Annotated in this window: 20 protein-coding genes and 1 pseudogene; 9 read left to right on the top strand and 12 right to left on the bottom strand. The window is 41.8% G+C overall.

Going from position 1 to position 21,117, the window contains the following annotated elements; genetic code table 11:
- Positions 1-127, top strand: a pseudogene (locus tag EES38_RS21155) (IS110 family transposase); the annotation flags it as partial.
- Positions 128-344: 217 nt separating this feature from the next.
- Here the strand turns inward: EES38_RS21155 and EES38_RS21150 are convergent.
- Positions 345-1,367: an IS110 family RNA-guided transposase gene (locus tag EES38_RS21150; RefSeq protein WP_124939202.1), complete on the bottom strand. Its 1,023-nt coding sequence runs from the start codon at positions 1,365-1,367 to the stop codon at positions 345-347.
- Between the two features lie 88 nt (positions 1,368-1,455).
- Positions 1,456-2,151 (bottom strand): hypothetical protein, encoded by a 696-nt coding sequence (locus EES38_RS21145; RefSeq protein ID WP_124939201.1) that lies wholly within the window; start codon positions 2,149-2,151, stop codon positions 1,456-1,458.
- A 194-nt stretch (positions 2,152-2,345) separates the two neighbouring features.
- Between EES38_RS21145 and EES38_RS22240 the strand changes: the two genes are divergently transcribed.
- Complete coding sequence (locus EES38_RS22240) at positions 2,346-2,510, top strand: hypothetical protein (RefSeq protein ID WP_166434320.1); 165 nt, start codon at positions 2,346-2,348, stop codon at positions 2,508-2,510.
- Positions 2,511-2,682: 172 nt separating this feature from the next.
- On the opposite strand, the gene EES38_RS21140 is transcribed toward EES38_RS22240, so the two are convergent.
- From EES38_RS21140 to EES38_RS21130, 3 genes are all read right to left on the bottom strand, one after another.
- Positions 2,683-3,123, bottom strand: a complete 441-nt coding sequence (locus EES38_RS21140) for a hypothetical protein (protein ID WP_124939200.1) — start codon at positions 3,121-3,123, stop codon at positions 2,683-2,685.
- Between the two features lie 150 nt (positions 3,124-3,273).
- Positions 3,274-3,891, bottom strand: a complete 618-nt coding sequence (locus EES38_RS21135; protein ID WP_124939199.1) for a hypothetical protein — start codon at positions 3,889-3,891, stop codon at positions 3,274-3,276.
- 283 nt (positions 3,892-4,174) lie between these two features.
- On the bottom strand, positions 4,175-5,044 hold the full coding sequence (locus tag EES38_RS21130) for a LysR family transcriptional regulator (RefSeq protein WP_124939198.1): 870 nt from the start codon (positions 5,042-5,044) through the stop codon (positions 4,175-4,177).
- 99 nt (positions 5,045-5,143) lie between these two features.
- On the opposite strand from EES38_RS21130, the gene EES38_RS21125 reads away from it, so the two are divergent.
- Complete coding sequence (locus EES38_RS21125) at positions 5,144-5,764, top strand: LysE family translocator (RefSeq protein WP_124939197.1); 621 nt, start codon at positions 5,144-5,146, stop codon at positions 5,762-5,764.
- 145 nt (positions 5,765-5,909) lie between these two features.
- Here EES38_RS21125 and EES38_RS21120 read toward each other — a convergent pair whose 3' ends face one another.
- The 4 genes from EES38_RS21120 to EES38_RS21105 form a co-directional block, all read right to left on the bottom strand.
- Positions 5,910-6,731 carry a sugar phosphate isomerase/epimerase family protein gene (locus tag EES38_RS21120; RefSeq protein ID WP_124939196.1) on the bottom strand — a complete coding sequence of 274 codons (822 nt, stop codon included), beginning with the start codon at positions 6,729-6,731 and terminating at the stop codon, positions 5,910-5,912.
- Between the two features lie 326 nt (positions 6,732-7,057).
- On the bottom strand, positions 7,058-8,539 hold the full coding sequence (locus EES38_RS21115) for a sugar porter family MFS transporter (protein WP_124939195.1): 1,482 nt from the start codon (positions 8,537-8,539) through the stop codon (positions 7,058-7,060).
- 515 nt (positions 8,540-9,054) lie between these two features.
- The gene (locus EES38_RS21110) at positions 9,055-9,984 is read right to left on the bottom strand and encodes a porin (protein ID WP_124939194.1); all 930 of its coding nucleotides are present in this window, start codon (positions 9,982-9,984) and stop codon (positions 9,055-9,057) included.
- Between the two features lie 231 nt (positions 9,985-10,215).
- The gene (locus EES38_RS21105) at positions 10,216-11,760 is read right to left on the bottom strand and encodes a histidine-type phosphatase (RefSeq protein ID WP_124939193.1); all 1,545 of its coding nucleotides are present in this window, start codon (positions 11,758-11,760) and stop codon (positions 10,216-10,218) included.
- 190 nt (positions 11,761-11,950) lie between these two features.
- Here EES38_RS21105 and EES38_RS21100 point away from each other — a divergent pair, with 190 nt between their 5' ends.
- From EES38_RS21100 to EES38_RS21080, 6 genes are all read left to right on the top strand, one after another.
- On the top strand, positions 11,951-13,780 hold the full coding sequence (locus EES38_RS21100) for an ABC transporter permease (RefSeq protein WP_208020495.1): 1,830 nt from the start codon (positions 11,951-11,953) through the stop codon (positions 13,778-13,780).
- A 1-nt stretch (position 13,781) separates the two neighbouring features.
- Positions 13,782-14,930 carry an ABC transporter ATP-binding protein gene (locus EES38_RS21095; protein WP_124939192.1) on the top strand — a complete coding sequence of 383 codons (1,149 nt, stop codon included), beginning with the start codon at positions 13,782-13,784 and terminating at the stop codon, positions 14,928-14,930.
- Positions 14,931-14,981: 51 nt separating this feature from the next.
- The gene (locus EES38_RS21090) at positions 14,982-16,091 is read left to right on the top strand and encodes an ABC transporter substrate-binding protein (protein WP_208020494.1); all 1,110 of its coding nucleotides are present in this window, start codon (positions 14,982-14,984) and stop codon (positions 16,089-16,091) included.
- 69 nt (positions 16,092-16,160) lie between these two features.
- Positions 16,161-16,982, top strand: coding sequence for an inositol monophosphatase family protein (locus tag EES38_RS22370; RefSeq protein WP_208020493.1), 822 nt, complete (start codon positions 16,161-16,163; stop codon positions 16,980-16,982).
- Between the two features lie 3 nt (positions 16,983-16,985).
- Positions 16,986-17,621, top strand: coding sequence for a dual specificity protein phosphatase family protein (locus EES38_RS22365; protein ID WP_208020492.1), 636 nt, complete (start codon positions 16,986-16,988; stop codon positions 17,619-17,621).
- Entirely contained in the window at positions 17,618-18,643 is a 1,026-nt protein-coding gene (locus EES38_RS21080; RefSeq protein ID WP_124939191.1) for a LacI family DNA-binding transcriptional regulator, read from the top strand. The genes EES38_RS22365 and EES38_RS21080 overlap by 4 nt, the downstream gene beginning before the upstream one ends.
- An 18-nt stretch (positions 18,644-18,661) precedes the next feature.
- Here the strand turns inward: EES38_RS21080 and EES38_RS21075 are convergent, their stop codons facing one another.
- From EES38_RS21075 to cobA, 3 genes are all read right to left on the bottom strand, one after another.
- On the bottom strand, positions 18,662-18,889 hold the full coding sequence (locus EES38_RS21075; RefSeq protein ID WP_124939190.1) for a helix-turn-helix transcriptional regulator: 228 nt from the start codon (positions 18,887-18,889) through the stop codon (positions 18,662-18,664).
- Positions 18,890-19,282: 393 nt separating this feature from the next.
- A complete protein-coding gene (locus EES38_RS21070) occupies positions 19,283-20,158 on the bottom strand; it encodes a LysR family transcriptional regulator (RefSeq protein ID WP_124939189.1) in 876 nt (291 codons plus the stop codon).
- 132 nt (positions 20,159-20,290) lie between these two features.
- Entirely contained in the window at positions 20,291-21,109 is an 819-nt protein-coding gene (cobA, locus tag EES38_RS21065) for a uroporphyrinogen-III C-methyltransferase (RefSeq protein ID WP_166434319.1), read from the bottom strand.
- Positions 21,110-21,117 lie beyond the last annotated feature (8 nt).

The raw sequence follows: 21,117 nt of genomic DNA, 5'->3' as shown, positions 1-21,117 counted from the left end.
ACGATTGCTTGACGCTGGGAAACCAAAGAAAGTAGCGATCATTGCCTGCGTTAGAAAGATGGTTGTGATACTAAATTCGATGCTCAGAGATGGAACTATGTGGAACGCAAATATGGCGAAAAATTAACTATTGACGCCATACTCGTTTATGTGGACTCCCTATTTTCAATACAAATTTTTGCTTAACGATATTTGCTTGCTTATGTACGAGTTCTGATGAGGAGCTACCTTGACTCTATGACAATTTCGCTGATTAGGGTGCAACGCTTGTTAGCGAGATTTACTTCTCAAACGAGTATTCTGCATCACCTAATTTAATATTCATTTCGCATTTGTATCGAAAATTAATTGAGTTGATAATCCGTTCCATTTTTTAACATAGCAAAGGCTGTCCTGACATTTTTATTGGCTAATGCGACTGCAGCACATTTCTTACCACGTCGTTCAATTAATGCTTTTAACCAGTATTCTTTCTTGCTTTTAGGCTCTCTTTTTTCAACTTGTTGAATGACAGACATTGAGCCTGTAATAAGTAAACTACGTAAACTTATATTTTTACGTTTACCTATTGTTCCTAATTTTACTTTACCGCCAGAGCTGTGTTGAACAGGAGTTAATCCAATACAAGCTGAGACATCTCGTCCTTGTCTAAACTCCCCTAACTCTTTGTCAGCAATAGCGATATAAAGATAGATAGCATTGAGTAAACCTATCCCTTCAATCTTCATCAATTTTCGACAATCTGGTGTGTTTATAGCCCAATTCTCAAGAGCGGTATTGTAACTCTCTACCGTTACACAGATTGGCTGATATAGCGATAAGGACTTATTCAACATGGCTCTGAATGAGAAATTCAACCCATTTTCAGCGTCTTCGAGAATCAATTCGATCGTTGATATAAGCTTGCTTTCCCCTCTACCCACTTGAAAATTAAACTCACGTAAAAGGCCAGTCAATTGATTTCTCAATGCCGTTTTTTGTTTGATGCACTGCTCTCGCAAACGGAGTATAGCTTGTGCTTGCTGTTGGTGTGGCGTCTTACTTGATACAAAATGAATATCAGGTAATAACGCTGCCTGAACAATAGCTAATGCATCATTTTTATCAGTCTTTTGGTTCTGACGAATAGCCATAACCAACCGTGTTGAAATGAGTTTAGCTTCATGCCCAAGAGAACGACTAACCTGAGCCCAATAATTAGACCCACTACATGATTCGAATACCAAGACAGAAGGAGATTGTTGACGCAAAAATTCACTAAATTGCTGAGGTGTCAGTTCTCGGTTAGAAAGCACTTTTGAGTTCGAATAAACACATACTTGAATAGCTTTAGTGGCTAGGTCAACACCAATGATCGTAGTACCCATGTCGTTCTCCCAAAGTTTTGACTTACCTAAAAAGGTTAGTCGGTCATTAGAGCGGGAGTCCAATTATCTTGTTAGTTTTCTAAAACGATCACCCTCTCCGACACATCCGACACCAGCTTTGATGACTAATTTTATGAGGCATGTTCCTAAACCCAAATAGCTTTTCAATTTCATTAAATCCCCTCGCCTGTACGCCACATTTGGGGCAAGTGTGAAGAACTGAATTTATATGTTCAAAAATTTTGTGTCCATCGTTCAACGGTGTGATTACATTTGATGAAATAAAATTAATCCCCAGTATTTTCCTTACTGCCGAGACGGACACTGGGTATTCAAGAGTTTGAAAGTTTGATAGTTTCTGATATACACACTCACCCATTTGTAATGTTTTGCCTGAGGTTTTTCCATAAGCAATTACTCCCTTGTTTTCTGAGTAGAAGTAAACTGTTCGCTGTGCACCAATATCTCTTATAAGCCGCTGACAATACATATCTTTTGCAACTATTATTTGCTTAGTTAACATCATAGTTTCATCAGAAACATTTTCATGTTTACTTAAATTAAACAAATAAAAAGAGCTTTCTGAAAAGGCGTCATCTTGCTCTTTTTGTGAGTTCGACTTGACCACTTTCAACCCCTCTTCTAGCAAAAAGGCTAAAACTTTTTGCTTGCTCATTGCCATTTGCCTCATCATTTCTTCGATAGCATGGTGTTGCTCACCACTAATCCTGACAGTTGTACTGACTAGAGGTTTTGATGCGTGGTTGACATCTGATTTCGACATTATTCGGTTCACCTTTGACAATAAAAGTACGGGCTGTTTTACAAATATAATTTAGATTCATTTTTGATTCAAATTAAATCAGGAGCTGATTTTTAATGATTCACATTGAATCTAGTCGTAAAACATCTTATGATTCAACTTGATTCACTTAGAATCAGAGCCAAACTCCGAATAACCTTAAGAGGATGACAACCATGTCTAACATTATTAAACTCCCACACCGTTGCCCAAACCGTAATTGCGAACATCATACGGAAGCCTCTACTCACAGAGAGCTAGACGAAAAATTTGGTTATAGAAACATGCCAAATGGCGTAAGAAGCCAAAGCTGGTGTCGAGAATGCCGCAAGAAAAGCTAATAAGAACAGCACCACCGGAAGTACGCACTTCCGGTGGTGTTTAATGTAATAAAGACGCGATAGAACAATGAAAACTAACGCCGCAAACAGTGGCGCTTTCACCAATGTTGCAGCAACAAAAAACCTTAAAACAACAAGCACCCAAGCGTTAAGCGTCCATTGATTTGCTTTGTTATATGCGTGCTAAATGGTCCTCGACATAAGCCAAAGTTTGGAGCTTGTCATACCTACCACCTGGGTACCAGTCCTGAAAAATTTGCTCATTATTAAAGAACTCTAAATCATTAAATTTCTCAGAAAGGGGCGTTTGGATAACTCCAAAAAGAGGAGCAGAAAAGCCATCAAATTGATCACTTGTTAAATCGTAAATCCATCCATCAACCAACGTCCAATAATGCCGTTCATCATTTAGGTAATCGTAGCCTTCTACAACTTTTACGTCACATTGGGGATAAGTTTTCTTCACTATATGAGCAAAGACTCTTGAAGCTCCTTCACAGCTATTTTTAGGAAACTGAAATGACCCCATAAATAATGAAAAACGGTCTTGTGAACCTTTTTCATAGATAGACCGAACTTTCTTTGCTAATTCTATAATTTCACGAGTCATCATTTTCCTCTACTTCGAACGACGAAAGCATATAACGCCTTGCTAAGGTGCGGCTAACTGCCAAAAAACCTGAGCAAAACTATCGTAATCACTAAAGCCAACCGAACCCAAAGCGCCAAAGGTTAGCCGTCACTCTTGAGCAATTTGTTAGCATTACTTGCCGACAGATGTTGCTGCTTCACTATGCACCTTAACTAACTCTGCTTGAGACGGTGTTGCGAAATAGAAAACGACTGCCAAAATCACACCCAATACGCCGACAAAAAAACCACCTACTGTGTAGAACTTTAAGCGTTGATTCTCTTTAGTGTGTACCGAGCCCATTTCCTTAATATGAGTAGTTAACGGCTCTAAAAGCAAAGGTTCTGATAGTTTTTCCCGAACTCGTTGCATGTGTAACCGAATATCACTTGGCAACCCTTCAAATGGCTCATCTTTTCGATAATCTGTTATATATCCTGCCACTAATTCTGAATAACCCTCTAATTCTGGTAAGCGTCCGGCATAGATATCTCTTAACGTATTCTTCAGCGTCGGTTGAATTTGAGACTGAGAAAGCCCCCTAGTAGCAGCAATCTCTTTCAGAGCAGTCCATTTTGGCTGCGAGTGCTTCAAGGATGCAAAGAGATCTTTTTCAAATTCACTGACCGATTTTTTGAAAATTTTATAATCTATAATTGCTTCAATTATTGAACTAAAAAACCATATAAAGAAAGACGTGACCACTACAGCAATAACGATCACTAACAATGTTACTTCCCAATTTTCCATTTTCCCTACTTAGTCAAATTTTACTTGTAATGCTAACAGTTATTATATGGACATTGTCCACATGACAATGTCCATATAAGTGACACTATCCTATTCAATGCAATGTCCTAACCAGCTGATTTCAAGCTCCAAATTAAAATTTACTTCTGTACCTACTCGACAAAATACCGACATGTTCCTTGATAATAAGCGCCTTGGTATTTTGCCTTACAATACGAGTCTAAACTATACCATTAACTGCATATTCAATCATTTGCTAATGTAGATCAATAAAGAAAGTGGATTACATTGGGTTTGGGATGCACGTTGAGAAGTGTTCATCAAGCCATTGGACGAATTGCTTTTCTTTTGGTTCCAGCAATTTTGCTTGATGCAGAAGAACATAATTGTGCCCTGATGGAACAAACCCGAACGGCGCAATTAACCTGCCACTGTTAAGATCATCGGCAATTAAAGGATACGAACCAATAGCGACGCCTAGCCCATCAACAGCGGCTTGGAGGCAGAAATAGAAATGGTCAAAGGACTGATTATTCTTATCTAACTGAAACGGGTGTTTGGAATGGCTTGCCCAATGATGCCAGGCGCCTTTGCGGGTATCGCTATGGAGGAGTAAAGCGTTGGATAACTCCTGTTCGATGTTCTGCCAATACTGAGGCGAACATACCGGCCCGACCCACTCTTCTACCAGTTGGTGAACTGCGTACTCTGAAGGTATAGAAAAGTCATCGCGACGAATCGCCATCGATAAGCCGGATTCACCTAATGTGACCGGGCCACCAGCGGTCGATAAGCGGATATCAACACCGAACGCACTGTAATAGTTAGAGAGCCTTGGCATTAACCAACGCATTGTCAGTGTCGGTTCACAGGAAACCTCAATATAATTCGCCGCCACATTTTTGAGTTTATTGATTCCGGTGTCTAACGCATCGAACGCAACGTTGGTGTATTGCTTAAGCAGTTCACCTTCGGGCGTAAGCGCCAATCCGCGGCCTTTCTTGTAGAACAGTGCCTGAGAAAGGTGCGCTTCCAATAGCTTAATCTGCTTACTCACCGCTCCGTGAGTAATGTGCAGTTTGTCTGCAGCTTCGGTAAAGCTGGCAGATTCTGCCGCAATATGAAAAACGTGGTAAGCTTTAAGGTGTCTCATCTGTGACTTTTTCTCACGCTAACTGTGCCATCTTTTCGATTATAACCTGCGCTACAATAGATACAATCATTTCACATAATGACAATGTGAGATTAAAAAATGGAACTAACAAGCTACTTAATTTTAGGGTTATTAATCGTAATAAGCCCTGGAGCGGATTTCGTATTAGTATTGAAAAACAGCCTTAGCCGAGGAAGAACAGCAGGTGTATTAACAGGGATTGGAATTGGCATGGGCGTCTGTATCCACATCACCTACTCCATTTTAGGCATCAGTCACTTATTGTCACAGAACATGGTCATTTTCAATATCATTAAATACGCCGGTTCAGCCTATTTAATCTACTTGGGTATTACGGGAATATTCGGTTCCAAGACCGCGTTCGATGCAAAGCACTCTATCGCCCCCAAAGAAGCCGTCCCTTTACGACGCTATTTCGCTCAAGGCTTTTTGTGTAATATGCTCAACCCCAAAACCATGCTGTTTTTCCTCAGTGTATTCAGTCAACTTGTCTCTGTAGACGGCGATAACTCGACTTCATTTACCCTGCTTTATGGCGTTTACATGTCCGCATTACATATCATCTGGTTCTGCCTAGTGGCATTTCTTGTCACGTCAGAGAGCGCTTTAGCCATATTACATAATGCCGGACATCGAATTAATCAAGCGTGCGGATTCGGACTGATCGCATTTGGGTCGGCTTTATCGCTTTCTAATTGAATAAGTAAACAGAATACCGCTAAATTTCTTGGCGAGGGGATATAACGTATTAGTCTGTCGCGGCACTGGTAAATAATAAACAAGTATCAGGAAGCGTTTGTAAAGATAACAGACGCTTCCCAACTAAACGATTCAAACAGATATATTACCCTGTATACTTAGTCATGTTATCAATGCATGCTTTTGCGGCGTCCCACAAATCATCTTCCCAGCGATTTGGACTAAATAATTCTGTAGACCACACTCCGTCAAATCCAGTCGACTTAACGGCATCAGTAAAGCCTTGGATATCAACGTCGCCTTCTCCAGGGAAATAATTTCTTTGAATCATTTCATCCCACACTTCACCTGGGTATGGACGACGACCATCACAAAAGTGGACCCCATAAATGATATCTTTACTCAACTTAGCAATATCGTCCGCAGTATAACCAGAGCAATGTAAGTGCCAAAAATCAACCACAATACCAATATTACCTTTATCTAGTGTATCAATAATATCTTTTGCTTGTTCAACTGTATTAAATTGAGTTTCAGTAATAATTTCAATTTGATACTGAACACCATATTTTAGTCCAATATCTGAAATAGCATCAATATTGTCCATCATGATTTTCATAATGGATTCTTGAGGTAAATGATCAATACTAAATAGTGGCAATATTTGTACTGTTGGGCATTCTAAATCATGGGCAATTTGCGTTAATCTTTCGGCCTCTTGCAACATTTCTTTGCGCTCATCTACCTGATGTCTCTCTATACTCAGTAACGCATTCACACATGCAGTATTGAGTCCAAAACTATCGACTCGCTGCTTGAGAGCTTTGGTTGTGCCTCCATTATCTAAATATCTAAGTAGCTTGGTTTGAATGAACTCTAACGCATCGTACCCTGTCTCGTGAGCGATTCTAGTTTCAGTCATTACATTACAATAATTTGTCGATATTCCATGTAGGGCTTTGATCATAACATTGTCCTTTTTGATTGTTTTTTGATGTAAAAAATCACACAAAGATCTTATCAATCAAATTTAAATCAATAAAACTGGTCAGTCACAAATTAAGGATGATAAAACATCAATTTAAATGGAATAATTATCAGGTTTAATATTGACATTCAGGGTAAATTCTATTGGTTAGTATATTATACTAGTAACTAATGAAATTGATTTTATATTAACATCTCTTTTCTTTTTCAGAAGATTAAAATGTAAAAAGCCTCAAATAATATGAGGCTGTATTTAATATCAATCCATAAATATAAAGCTAAAAATAGTAATATTTTATATTACTATTATAATCTCGACTCTTGTTCTCTATATATCAACCCTTTACGGTCATATTGTTTCTGCATTATATGGTCTTCCATTTTTTCCAGTGAAACACCATTGGTTTCCGGCAAATACTTTCTGATGAAGAAATACGATAGAACCATAAAGAACGCAAAGACCCACATTGGGAATGCGCCCCTAAAATGCTCATTAAGCCATGGACTATCATTCATCACTGGGAATACCAAACCAATGAGGAAGTTACTCACCCATAAGCAACCAACCGCGAAAGACATACCTAGCGCACGATAACGGTTAGGGAATATTTCAGACACAATAATCCATGCGCCCAAACTCCATGAGAATGCAAAACAAATCATAAACGCCATCATACCTAACAATGTCCAGTAGCCCATTTGGATTGCAGCTTCACCTTCTAACCCTGCTGACTGATAGATAAAATAAGAGGTTAGTAACAGGCCAGCAGTTGCACCTAAAGATCCAAGTTTCATCAGTGGCAATCTGCCAACTTTATCCATCAACAAGGAACCAATGAATGTTCCGACGAGCTGAATAACTCCAACCCATATGGTTAGAAATAGTGCAACTTCGTTGTTTCCTGTTACTTTTTCCAACACAACCGGAGCGAAGTACATGATTACGTTAACACCACTGGCTTGTTGAAATATCACTATCATTCCAGCGATATACACAAACAACCAAAATCGACGTTCCTTATGGACGTTTATATTTTTCTGTTCATTTCGTTGTTTAGCTTCGTCTTCAATCGATTTCTGAATATCCGAAACAACAACCGGTGCATAGTCAGAATTAAAGATACGAGCAAGAGTACGTTCAGCTTCCTCTAGTCTGCCAACCATTACCAACCAACGTGGTGATTCCGGGATAAAGAAAGAAGCTAGGACAAAAAGAGTGCAAGGAATAGCTTCAGAGCCAATCATAATGCGCCAGCCAATGTTCGTCATCCACTCATGTGTCATCCCTTTCGCGATGAGGAAGTTCACGATAAAAATAACAACTTGTCCGAATACGATGGCAAAATTCTGTGAACTAAGAGCACGACCACGGATTTTCTTTGGTGATACTTCTGACATATACATAGGAGAAACAGAAGAAGCAATACCGACAGCTAAACCACCAATCATTCGATAAATGATAAACCAGAAAAAGGAATCGACAATGGCCGCACCGATAGCTGAAATAGTGAAGAGGATAGCCGAAAGAATTAACGCCTTTTTTCTACCCCATTTAGCCGCAACAGTACCTGACAAGAACGCACCGACTATACAACCAATGGCAACGTTAGATACAGCCCAACCAACACCTAATGGACTTAAATCAAAAAAGCTTTGAATCGGACCTATTGCTCCAGATATAACAGCAGTATCGTAACCAAGGAGCAATCCTCCAAGTGCTGCAACAGCACATATAACTAAAATGTATTTTAAATTATAATCTTTATTAATATTTTCATTATTGGACATAAAGCCTCCGGATAAGCTTAAAATTAATTTTAATTAAAAAAGTGTTCCCTATGCATAAACTAGATGCATCAACAAAAGGAAAACGAGAGTATATTCTTGACTAATTAATTTTATTAGGCAGGTTCATGTTTATTGGTATAGTAATTCAATAAATTAAAAAACTCAGATACTACAAAATCAATAAATTACCATCTACATCAGTACATTACCCTCCTAAAAATATCGTAATAAATTCGATAATGGCATAGAACACTCAGGTAATTCTATTCATTAATCACTGTAGATTATGAGAGGAAGGTCAATTTTAACTTTTCATATAAAGCACTTTTTTGATTAAATCCTATCAATTATCTAATTTATTTGGTGATAAAAACACCTCTTTGAGTTTATATATAAATGGTTATCTTTAATATAAAATCTATAATTATCAAGCAAATACACCCCCTGCGTAACTATCAATAAAAAAGCTCGCTAATTGCGAGCTTTACTTTAATAAATAAAAACCAGAGATTTAATTAAAATTCAATTTCCGCACCAGCTAAATACGCCAGTTCGGCATCTTCTGCATCCGTATTGGAAACTTCAGCAAATAGTTTAACCGCATTAAATTTCGGAAATTCATAGGTGACGTTGGCATACCATTCGTTGACCGATTCCTCAGCCTCCGGTTTATTATTAACGTAGCCAAGTGCTACTTTCGTCGCGTCTGTGACATTAAATGTGGTCACTAAGTTGTACACTTCGAGGGTGTCTTCAGCATCGGAATAATCTGCGGCGAACGTTGCAAAACCCGCGTCATACAACGCACTAACCCCATAAGTGTTAAGAGTATCACCGTCCACTTCCACCTCTCGGTTCTGATAAGAAGCAGCTAATTGGAGCTTATCGATAGCGATGGAAGCAAAAGCATCGAATGACTGCTCGCCTTCGTTATCTTCACCCTTGGCCTGCAGATCGGTCGATAGCATCAACTCGACGTTGTCTTGATTGAAACTCAGCAAAATGACGTTATCGCCGTCAGTTTCATCGAACGCGACATCATCAGAATCCATCTCATAGTCTTCCGCTATCCCAAACTCATCTGACGCATAATCTTGTCTACCAACAGACAATGAAACATTGCTCGTCTCGAATCCAATAAAAGCGTCTTTTAACTCCGCACTATTTTGATCCTCATCGCCATTCGCCGCATCATCAAAATCGAATTTAATCACCCCAAACGCGGTTACATCTTCCGTCACTTCATAAGCAACGGAATTTTCGATTTCAAGCGAATCGTAATTAACATAAAGATGCTGATCTTCACCATTATCTTTCTGTAACTGAATTTGGATATCACCATTAATTTCATAAATAAAACCATCTTTATCGACGATTGAGGCAGCACTAGCAGAAGTGGCCGTTGTTGCGGCGATAATAGCGGCAGTTAATATAAGCTGTTTCATTTTATTTCCTTATTAATTTGCCTTTCTTCAGGCAATAAAAAACCCCACTGCAATCAGCGTATATTTGAGGTTTGATGAATGTTAATTACGTATATTGAGAACTAATAAACTTATTAATATCTGGTTTAAGGGCGCAGAAATCCCTACCTCATTTCATTGAGGCATAATATGTATTCATGTATTAATCTTTAATTAATAACGAATATTGAGTAACTCACCTATTAAACGGTATTAATCTTTAATACTCAGTTCCTTGCTGTAACAGCGTTCAAGCTCGCTCAAGCTATAGAAATAGTGAGTTCCTGGATAAATCTGACAATCCGCCTTAAATTGAATCTCTTTTTCGTTATAAAGCATTTTGACCAGTGTTTCGTTATTCTTCGCGCCACTCTTATAAACGTCCCATTGAATATTGGCTGAATAAGGTGTTACCCAACCGCCACGCCATGGATTATTTTCCTGAGTATACAAAATCGCTGGATCGGCCGATTGATTACTGCCTTTAACATGCAGTAAAGCGGCAAGGGGCATAATTTGTTCAGCATGCGCGAAACGCAGCTTTGCAACATGCTTGGTAGACTGAGTGCCGTTAGCGACAGCATCCATCTCGTTAAACATATCCTTTAACAGCGGCTTGGCGATGTTGTATGTCACGCCATTCCCATCCGCGAAGCTTGGGCCTTTTTCATAGAAATCTTCAGCATCGGATAAATAGGCAAACCATGCCGACTCTTGGGGTGTGATAAATTGTTTTAGATCCCAGTCACCGCCCTGAGCCTGTGCTTCACGCAGCATACCGGGGCCGATGATAAACATGTTGTAAAGCATTGAAGCCGCGTCAACATCGCTAGTGATGTACTTCCAGTCATCTTCGGTTTCATCGGGCTTTCTGGTATTGGTTTTAAAACAGTTATCAGCGGTCACATCACACTGCTTGTCTTGTGACAAGTCGTTCTCAAGAAAATCGACGAAATCTCGGGTGTATATTCTTTCCAGCATTTCACGCGCCATTAACTGAGTTTTTGGCAAGGCAGCAAGCTCATCAAATACAGCATCTAACTTGTCCGAATCTTTGAATGCTTTATACGCTTTATAATTGTCAGCGTATTGCTGATATTTTTCGTTTTTCTTGGGATTGGTTTTATGAAAATACAGTTCAAACCGATTGACGAGCTGATCGTCGATTTTATTTGACTGCGTTGGCTTCTGATAACAACTCGCTGCATTATCTTGTACGTAATTCACGTTCTGAGCGAGCGATTGCATAAATTGGTAGGACGTTTGATTAGCGCGTTCCTCACCAGAAGTTTGCACTTGGATGCAAACAGGTTTCTGGGCATTATTTGTCAGGATAGAGCTCAAACGTGTTGCCATCCGCGACGCAATCCCCGCAGGTTCTTCTTTGCCCACAGCGGTTAATAACCCATAACCTAATTTCTCATTTGCTTGAGTAACTTTATCGATTATCGGCCCTAACTTTTCGCCTAATGGCGTCAGTTGACCACGCTTTTTCGCTAAGTCCCACACCTGCTTAGACAGCACATCGTATTTCGGACTGGAAAGTGCACGTGCTCCATGACGCTCAACTAATTGTGTATAAACAACATGATAGCCAGAAGGTGGTGCTTCATAAGTGTTGGGATCTTGTTGTGCTGAATACGTCGCCTTACTGCTGTACTGATAGCCATCAGCAGGACTCTGTGCTAGTGCGGTCTGACTTACACCACTCAGTAGTGCCGTAGCAATGGCAGAGGCGATAAAAGTATAACGAATCATTAAGCTTCCTTTTCATTCAAATAACATCATGTGTCTGATCAATACTCAAAAGACAGGCAGAACATTAAACAGCCATTATGACATTTTCATTTCATCCTTACGCATTTTGCACATACGTGCAAAATATTCATATTTTTGTCATCTATCTCTTCTAAGGTAATTTCCATCAACACACCAAAAGGAGAATATTGTGTTTGGTTCCCCCACCAGTCCGGCCTCGATGCAAATAAGTGCATTGCAGAGATGGAAACATCGTTTTGCTGTTGCCAAACAAGAACCCGCTAATATCTTAGCATTACTGCTGTTGGTGTTTTTTGCCTATTTGATTGTGGCTCCGGTTCTGTCCATTGTGACCGATTCATTTATCGTTCAACCGGGTGACGAAATGCGCACCCATCTCAATGAAGGTGATACAACCGCGTATTACTTATCAAGAGTCCTAACCTCGCGCATGTCGCAACTGCTCTTGTGGGAACCATTGCAGCACACAATCAGTGTTGCCGCACTCACCGTCCTTTTCGCCTTACTCCTCGGAGTCACTTTGGCGTGGTTAGTCAATAGAACCAACATGCTTGGGCGTAAATGGCTTGCCACCGCGTTAGTCGTGCCTTTTATGCTGCCATCCTGGACGTTCGCCCTCGCTTGGACAACCATTTTCAAGAACCGCACTGTGGGTGGTCAGCCCGGCTGGTTGGAGGCCTTGGGGATCAGTACACCAGACTGGATGGCTTACGGCTTCTTCCCGATGGTTGTGATTCTCGTCATCCACTACGTACCACTTGTGATTTTAATTGTGGGAAATGCGCTGCGACGCTTTGACTCTCAATTAGAAGATTGTGCCCGACTCCTTGGTGCAGACCGCAGAACAATTTCGCTAAAAATTATATTGCCCTTAGTTCGCCCTGCTCTGCTTTCAGCTGCCCTACTTATTTTTGCTGATTGTATTGGTGAGTTTGCTATCCCTTATGTATTGGGTTTACCGGTGAATTTCAACACGCTCTCCACCAGCCTTTATCGAGCACTCGATTCTCGTCAAAGTGGTGTGGCTGCGGTTGTCGCTCTGGTCATTATGCTGATTGGTATTGTCACCCTGATGATTGATATTCGCATGATGAAAGAAGCGCGTCGATTTGTCACCGTTGGCGGTAAAGGACAAATCGAGCGCATCAATCAGCTTGGGCTATGGCGCCTACCCGCTACTGGATTAGCAGGGCTGTTCGTCTTTATCGGTGTCATCCTGCCACTAACGACACTCTTTCTATCCACCATCATGATTTTACCGGGTCGATTTAATCTCGAGAATTTCACGCTCGATTACTGGATTGGAGAGAACCTCAATACACTCGCCATGCACAGTGGCATCCTGTTCACCAAAGAGTTTTGGGATGCAGCATGGAACACGATCATGATTGTCGGTAGCGCATCCACAATTTCAGGTGTTCTAGGCTTACTGATCGGCTACTCCGTTCTGCGCTGCAGTATTCCGTGGGTCGGTCAAACACTCAAACAAATCACGTTTATGCCCTATTTAGTCCCGGGCATCGCCTTTGCTGCCGCGTTTCTTTCCCTGTTTGCGGTTTCACACGGGCCAATTCCTGCACTCTACGGATTGCCTGTCTTACTTATCATTGCCCTGATTGCGGAGCAGATGCCCTTCGCCAGCCGCTCAGGGATAGCCGCCATGACACAGTTAGGTAAAGAACCTGAAGAAGCGGCGCGAATTGCGGGGGCTAACTGGTTCAACCGTTTAATTCGCATCATCGTGCCTATTCAGGCCGCACCTTTAGCCACTGGAATACTGTTGCCTTTTATTTCCGGTATTAAGGGAGTCAGCCTGTTCATTATTCTCGCGATTCCGGCAACCGATGTTTTAACCACTTATTCATTACGTCTTATTGACTACAACTACGACCAAGCTGCCAATGCTGTTGTACTGATGATCGCACTGGTTGCCTGGGGTGGCACTGTCTTGATTCAACGAATTTCAGGCACTGGCCTCGCACAAGGACTGGAGAGTTAACATGCCAACCATTACTTTATCTCAACTACAAAAAACCTATCCCGGCGCGCAAACGTCAGCGGTAAAAGAACTGGATCTGACTGTCAAAGATGGTGAGTTTATGTGTTTACTCGGACCGTCTGGCTGCGGAAAAACCACCATATTACGCATGATTGCAGGTATCGAGCATACCAGCGGTGGGTCAATCTCCATCGACGGCGAGATCATGGATTCGGTTAAAGACAGCTGTTTCGTTCCACCAGAAAAGCGTGGTATCGGCTTAGTTTTCCAAAGTTATGCCCTATGGCCTCACATGACTGTTGAAGAAAACGTGGAATTCGGGCTCAAACTGAAAAAGGTTCCCCGTCAGGAACGTAAGCAGCGCTGCATGGACGTCATGGAAAAACTGCGCATCGAAAATTACGCCGATCGATATCCTTCTCAGCTATCAGGTGGACAGCAACAGCGTGTGGCGCTGGCTCGAATGCTCGTAGTCAATCCTGGTGTACTGTTGCTTGATGAACCGTTATCCAACCTTGATGCGGCGCTGCGACTGGAAATGCGCGCAGAACTGCGCCGTATCCACCAGACCTTTGGCACAACGATCATTTTCGTCAGTCACGATCAGTGGGAAGCAATGACGTTGGCGACGACCATTGCGGTGATGAGTAACGGTGAGCTTCAGCAAGTAGGTACTCCGGATGATATCTATGCCACGCCAGCGAATCGCTTCGTCGCTGAGTTTATTGGTACACCCAAGCTCAATATGATCAATCTTAAGACACAAAATCATCACTCAACGGATAAGTGTGGTCATTTGCGTCATCAGCTATCTCAACACCATTTTGATATCAATCAGGCGCAATACTGTGGAATTCGCCCTGAGGCGATCGTGTTGCATCAAAATAAGGTCGCCAACAGCGTAAAAATGACCGTCGAATCGATTATGCCAACCGGTGGAAGTTGGGTTATCGAACTCCTTCAGGGGCAAGAGCGTTTGTTCCATTCGACGCAGTTGCGCCCGACATTCAAGGCCGGCGATACCGTGTTCTGTGAACTACCCGAAGAATCCCTGCACTACTTCGCACCAGACGGTAATCGGCTTGAGCCGACACCATCAAATATCAAACCTATCTGGCTACATACAACAAATAACGCCTGTGCCTATTAGGTTTACTTCACCCGAAACAGATTAATTGAAATACCCATTAAGGAAATGGATATGAAAATGAAATACAACTTGCTTGCTCTGTCTGTGGTAACTGCTGGCTTATCATTTACTTGCCACGCAAATGAATCTTTCGATTTACAGTCAATGATAGCCGCGGCTAAAAAGGAAGATCCGATTATTGTTTATGCACCGACAGGCAAAATCGTCCAACAAGCAAAAGACTTTACGGCAAAATATGGGATAGAAGCCGTCGGAATTAAAGCGAAAGCCCCGCATATCATTGAAATCATCAGTCGGGAAGCGCAAGCCGATAACGTGAAAGCGGATGTCGCCCTAATCGAAGACGCCCCCGCAACGCAAGTGCAACTATTGAAGAAAGGCTATGTGACAAGCTGGGTTCCTGATGATATGAAGCAAGATATCAGTCAGGATAACCAAAACCCGTTAACTGTGGTTTTGGCTCCGAACGTCTGGGCGTACAACACAGCTCAATACAGTACCTGCCCTATCACCAATATCTGGCAATTAACAGAACCTAAATGGCGTCACAAAATTGCCATGCAGGATCCATTAATCAAACCTTTATACGTCGATACCTTTAACCAAATGGCATCCCACTATGATGACCAAATGGCAAAAGCCTATCAGGCTCTGTATGGCAAAGCGTTAAAGACCGATGAAGGTTCTGCAACGGCGGAATTTGTTAAGCGTCTGGCTCAAAATGGTCCTCTGCTCACCAAGTCCGACGGTGATGCCGCGCAGGCAATCGGCGCACCCGATGTGAAAGACAGTTTCGTAGGCTTAATCAGTACCGCTAAATTCCGCGAAAATAAAAATGGCATGAAACTGGGTATTTGCCACGATATGAAACCGTTTATCGGTTCTTTGTACCCTTCTCCGGGTGTGATCACGACTAAAACTAATAGCCCAAATGCGTCTAAGTTATTTATTCACTATTTGATGACCGCAGAAGGCATAAAGTTACAGGGTATCGATGGAAAAATGTCTTCCAACCAGAAAGTCGCTCTCCCGGCTGAGGAAGCCTCAGGTATTCAACAATACCGTACCCAGTTGATGACGTTTAAAACATCGTCATTGAATTCGGACTGGCAACAACGTCAGGATTGGATGGATCTTTGGAGCCTCAATTACCAACGCTAAGTTATCCGCAAGACTCACAATTAACACGCCGCGTACCCAGTGCTACGCGGCTCTAAAGGACATCGATTTTTGAATTTATCAGAACTTGAAACCAGAGAAATCTCTCTGCACGAAATAATACAACAAGCTGGTTCTCTGGCTCTGCAACATTTTTTGTCTCGCAAGCCGGGTGACTACACGCTTAAAGGCGCTCAGGATTTTCTCACTGAAGCCGATTCCCTCGTCGAACGCTATATACGCGGCAGGCTACAGGAACGGTTTCCAGATGACGGCATCTTAGGCGAAGAGAGTGGCGGCAACCCCGATCATTCGCGACTTTGGGTCATCGATCCTATCGATGGAACCGCTAATTTTGCTCGAGGAATTGGCCATTTTTGTGTAGTTCTGGCTTTTATCGAAGATGGCGTAACCCTGTTAGGCGGTATTTATAATCCGGTTACAGAAGAACTGTATCTGGCACGAAAAGGAGAATACGCGGTAAAAAACGAGGTGCCATTGTGTGTCGCCAATACGTCTGAATTAACTGCCGCTTCGTTCGAATTAGGTTGGTCAAACCGCGTTTCACAGAAGCGATACTTAGATGCGTACAGTGCACTGCTCTCATCAGGAGCCAACATCCGACGCGGCGCATCAGGCGCTCTGGCACTAGCATGGGTCGCCGAGGGTCGAACTGACGGCTATGCCGAACTGCATATGAACGCTTGGGACTGTCTGGCGGGATTACTACTAGTTGAAGAAGCTGGCGGAAGAATTTGCCGCTACCCTGAAACTCACGCCGATATTCAGCGTGGGGGTGCCGTGCTGGCTGCTGCACCGAACGTTGCTAAAGCGCTTTCCGTTGCCACTCAAACAGAGATCAAATCTCCTGTTTCTCTTTGTATGCAGGTATAAATCATGACCACCCATGTTCCACACTATCCCAGACCACCCATCAGCTTAATTGAATCCAATATTCCGAACTGGAACGTTGATATTTACATTGGCGGCTCAACCGGTGCTGCCGATATTTCGCTATTACATGAACATAACATCACGACCGTTATTAACTGCGCCGTCAATCTCGATATCGATTTAGTCGAACAGCTCGACAGTCAATACAATGAGCAACTCAGCCCATTTGGCGCAGGTCCAATCCGCTATTACAAAATCGGTTTAATCGATGGTCCTGGGAATCCAGAATCCATGGTGTTAGCCGGTTATCATTTGATGTGCTCTAGCCTGAGTCAGCAGATACCGGATAAACCGTCTTACAAAGTTCGTGATAAAGGTAATATTCTCGTTCACTGCCGAGGTGGAAGAAGCCGTTCAGTAACGATAGTCGCCATTTTCCTTCATCTGGAATGGCCAGAAAAGTTCCCCACTCTCGATGCCGCGATTGCTCATATTCGTGATAAGCGTCAATTACATCCAGATGAATGGTTTGAAACGCCGAAACCCATGCTAATAGAACTTGCGCAGCGCGCGATTAACATGGAAACTTTATTACGACAAGCTGGTTACGGGCAAGATAAATACAATTTGAATTTATGAGTATTTCAAAACAAAAATTGGTTGCTAGTGCAGCGGAAGTAGCACGTTTAGCTGGTGTATCGCGTTCAGCCGTGTCGCGCACCTTTACGCCCGGTGCGAGTGTTTCAGAAGAAACTCGTCAGCGCGTATTAGAGGCCGCCGACACACTGAACTATCACGTTAATCATCTTGCTCGAGGTCTTTCAAACGAACGCAGCAGACCAGTGTGTCTGCTCGGTGCCAATTTGAATGCCCCTTATCAGGCAAGATTGCTCGACACCCTGACGCAAAAATTGCAGCAGGCCGGTCGCGCTGTCATGGTGATCAATACATCCGGAGCAGAGTCTGATGCCGATGCTGCTCTTCGTCAGACACTGAATTATCGCGCTTCAGCCACCATCGTATTATCTGGAACTCCGCAGGGTTCATTAGTTGAAACCTGTGTGAACAGCGGTCAGCATGTCATTCTGGTTAACCGTGCGGGTCAGTTTGATGGTGCTGATCATATCTCACTGGATTATTCCAGCACTATGTATGATGCGTTGTACATGCTAAAACAGGCTGGGTGTAAGCGTCTTGCTGTCATTTCGTCAACCATTCAGTCCCCTAGTTTATTAGGCCGAGAAAAGCTATTTTTATCCGCAGCGCAGGACGAAAATATCGAGTGCTTAGTCTATCGTTCAGGCCCCACAAGCTACCAAACCGGTGTGGATACCGCGCGTCAGATTCTTCCCTCACGTAAACGTCCTGACGGTGTGTTTTGTGTCACTGACCTGATTGCCTGTGGCTTTATGGATGCGGCACGGCAGGAGTTTAAACTGAGTATTCCTGACGATCTCTGCGTGATTGGATTTGATAACATCGAACAAGCGGGCTGGCTGAGTTACCAACTCACCACGTTTGGACAACCACTGGATGATATGACGGATGCGATTGTCAATCGCTTGGAAAAGACCGATGAAACAGGACACAGCGGAGAGACACTACTGTTTACCGCTCCATTAATATGGCGACAGTCAGTGCGGTTGGCGAAATTGGAATAGGTATTTATAGGGCGCGGATTATCGCTGCCTGAACCTGCTAGGGCTGATACCGAACCAACGACGAAACGCTCGCGAAAATGCGCTGGTTTCAGAGTAGCCCAGCATCAGTCCCATCTCCGTTATCGGGATATGACTTTGTTGCAGATATTGTTTTGCCATATCGCATCTGACGCGCTCGACCAACTGGCGAAACGTGATACCTTCAGCGCGCAATTTACGTTGTATGACCACACGACTGTCACCCATGCTATTCGCAATAATGTCCAGCTCGGGTTCACCTTGTGGCAGCTGTATTTGGATCTGAGAACGAACCTGTTCTACAAAGCTTCAATAGCGGCATGAATTAGTGCTTTCCAATCGTTAGAACGAAATCGTCCACCCTGAACGAGATAGGTACACTGCCGAATTTGAAACGCAAAGAACAATAGAGCAAACTCTGGTTAACACTACACGATAAATTGGTTCATAGGCGTTCATTTAAGCGCACGGATGCCTATGACCATTAGAATCTACCGTGGGTAAATATGTATAAAATATATTTAGGAAGACTGATCAGATCTGCTCGAGTTAAGACGGACAGTTCGAAAGCTTTCGATGAAGTTCAATCGATTTAAAGTACTAAAAATCATATTGAGGCTTCTACTTTGCAGATACAGAATTCCTAAAACAATGTAAAAACTGAGTTAAGGTTGATGTTTGATAAGTATCTTTTCTTCGAATGAATAATGTTACAACTTTGGATATTGTGTTATCAATTTCGTGAACTGAAATTTGATTAGTTAAATTAGAACGACTAATCACCGAAAAAGGCAACATGGCAATACCAATATTTGCACTTACACAACTTAGCATTCCGTCAAGCGAGCCAAATTCTATAAGCTTAAAAGAAGGATGACCGGAATAAGTTAAATATTGTTCAAAGCGTTGACGATAAGCACAGCCGGCTCTGAACATTAACGCTGTGATAGATTGATTCCTGAAGTACTCCTCAACAGAAGCATATTGCGAGGATGTAATAATAACTAGCTTTTCATTAAATACCTCCTCAGATTCGATTGACGGATGATCAATAGGGCCAGCAATAAAAGCTCCGTCTAACCTATTTTCTAGAACACTTTCTATTAAATACTTTGTGCTATTTATTTCCATGGATATTGATACGTTTGGATACATTTCATGAAAACTTGCAAGAATAATTGGTAACCGAACAGCTAAAGTAGTTTCCATCGTCCCTATAGAAATACAACCTGTTCCATCATTTTCATCTCTTGCAACCTTTGTAGCTTCATCAAGTAGTAACTTTGTTTTATGGGCGTAAGGTAATAGCCTGTATCCTGCATCTGTAAGGGAGACACCTCGACTATGTCGGACTAACAAAGGTAAGCCAATATGCTCCTCTAGGGTCCTTATACGGTTAGTAATGTTAGATTGAACAGTATGAAGTTGTTTCGCAGCACCACTGATACTTTCACAGTTTGCAACAGCCTCAAAGGTTATTAAATCTGAAATTTTCATAAGAGCACCCTATCATTTGGTCTGTTGTCACAAAGCATACTACCAAAAACCCTAATATTCATTAAATATAAAAATTTAATAAATATATATTATCTGATATTTTTATGGGGTGTAATTGTTATAAGTTAATATTTACAAATCGGAATAGCTTTGCATATCTATATTTTCTTTTTTACTAGAATGCAAGGAAACGACTTTACCAATGATAACTAAGCTAGGAGACTTAGGCTTATGATACGATACACAAGATGGTAGATTTAGTAAGTCAGTAATTATAATTTTTTCATCTTCACATGTCCCTCTTTCAATAATTGCAGTAGGTGTATTATTGCTAAACCCTTGATATATTAAAGCTGAAGAGATATATTCACATTCATCAACTCCCATATAAAAAACTAGTGTTTTCGAATCGTTATTTTGATTAAAACTTGATAGTTTATTGATACCAGACTCAACTCTTCCTGTAACAAACTGTACTGAATTAGCTAACCCTCTATGAGTAAGAGGAATTTCAGCGGACGCTGAACAACCACTTGCGGCAGTGACCCCTGGTATAATTTGATATGGAACCTTATGCTTTCTTAGATGGAGCATTTCTTCTCCACCACGTCCAAAAATAAATGGATCCCCACCTTTCAATCTAACTACTGTTTTTCCCTCGTATGCTAACTTAACCAACATAGAATTTATATCTTTCTGAATGAATGAATGTTTTCCTTTTGATTTCCCGACAAATATTTTTTTAGTTCTATGAGATATTAATCCAATAATTTCGTCACTAACTAACTTGTCGTACAGAATAATGTCAGAAGTTTTAATTAGTTCATATGCTTTAAGTGTAAGTAAATCTATTTTCCCCGGCCCTGTCCCAACTAATGACACGAAACCTGAGCAACTTGGTTTATGGGCTAAGCCTAGATGTATGTCAGATAATTCATGAGGAAAAATCATTATCAATT

The organism is Vibrio viridaestus, from assembly GCF_003856525.1.
In the GTDB taxonomy this organism is placed as follows: Bacteria; Pseudomonadota; Gammaproteobacteria; order Enterobacterales; family Vibrionaceae; genus Vibrio; species Vibrio viridaestus.
The sequence above is the reverse complement of the archived record's forward strand: the minus strand, read 5'-3'. Positions and strand labels throughout refer to the sequence as shown.

Bases quoted from the DNA above. Each gene is read 5' to 3' on its own strand.
- EES38_RS21110 (WP_124939194.1), bottom strand. From the start codon at position 9,984: ATGAAACAGCTTATATTAACTGCCGCTATTATCGCCGCAACAACGGCC.
- EES38_RS21090 (WP_208020494.1), top strand. From the start codon at position 14,982: ATGAAAATGAAATACAACTTGCTTGCTCTGTCTGTGGTAACTGCTGGC.
- EES38_RS21145 (WP_124939201.1), bottom strand. From the start codon at position 2,151: ATGTCGAAATCAGATGTCAACCACGCATCAAAACCTCTAGTCAGTACA.
- EES38_RS21115 (WP_124939195.1), bottom strand. From the start codon at position 8,539: ATGTCCAATAATGAAAATATTAATAAAGATTATAATTTAAAATACATT.
- EES38_RS21075 (WP_124939190.1), bottom strand. From the start codon at position 18,889: ATGGGTGACAGTCGTGTGGTCATACAACGTAAATTGCGCGCTGAAGGT.
- EES38_RS21070 (WP_124939189.1), bottom strand. From the start codon at position 20,158: ATGAAAATTTCAGATTTAATAACCTTTGAGGCTGTTGCAAACTGTGAA.
- EES38_RS21095 (WP_124939192.1), top strand. From the start codon at position 13,782: ATGCCAACCATTACTTTATCTCAACTACAAAAAACCTATCCCGGCGCG.
- EES38_RS21105 (WP_124939193.1), bottom strand. From the start codon at position 11,760: ATGATTCGTTATACTTTTATCGCCTCTGCCATTGCTACGGCACTACTG.
- EES38_RS21150 (WP_124939202.1), bottom strand. From the start codon at position 1,367: ATGGGTACTACGATCATTGGTGTTGACCTAGCCACTAAAGCTATTCAA.
- EES38_RS21130 (WP_124939198.1), bottom strand. From the start codon at position 5,044: ATGAGACACCTTAAAGCTTACCACGTTTTTCATATTGCGGCAGAATCT.
- EES38_RS21135 (WP_124939199.1), bottom strand. From the start codon at position 3,891: ATGGAAAATTGGGAAGTAACATTGTTAGTGATCGTTATTGCTGTAGTG.
- EES38_RS21120 (WP_124939196.1), bottom strand. From the start codon at position 6,731: ATGATCAAAGCCCTACATGGAATATCGACAAATTATTGTAATGTAATG.
- EES38_RS22365 (WP_208020492.1), top strand. From the start codon at position 16,986: ATGACCACCCATGTTCCACACTATCCCAGACCACCCATCAGCTTAATT.
- EES38_RS21125 (WP_124939197.1), top strand. From the start codon at position 5,144: ATGGAACTAACAAGCTACTTAATTTTAGGGTTATTAATCGTAATAAGC.
- EES38_RS21140 (WP_124939200.1), bottom strand. From the start codon at position 3,123: ATGATGACTCGTGAAATTATAGAATTAGCAAAGAAAGTTCGGTCTATC.
- EES38_RS22240 (WP_166434320.1), top strand. From the start codon at position 2,346: ATGTCTAACATTATTAAACTCCCACACCGTTGCCCAAACCGTAATTGC.
- cobA (WP_166434319.1), bottom strand. From the start codon at position 21,109: ATGATTTTTCCTCATGAATTATCTGACATACATCTAGGCTTAGCCCAT.
- EES38_RS21080 (WP_124939191.1), top strand. From the start codon at position 17,618: ATGAGTATTTCAAAACAAAAATTGGTTGCTAGTGCAGCGGAAGTAGCA.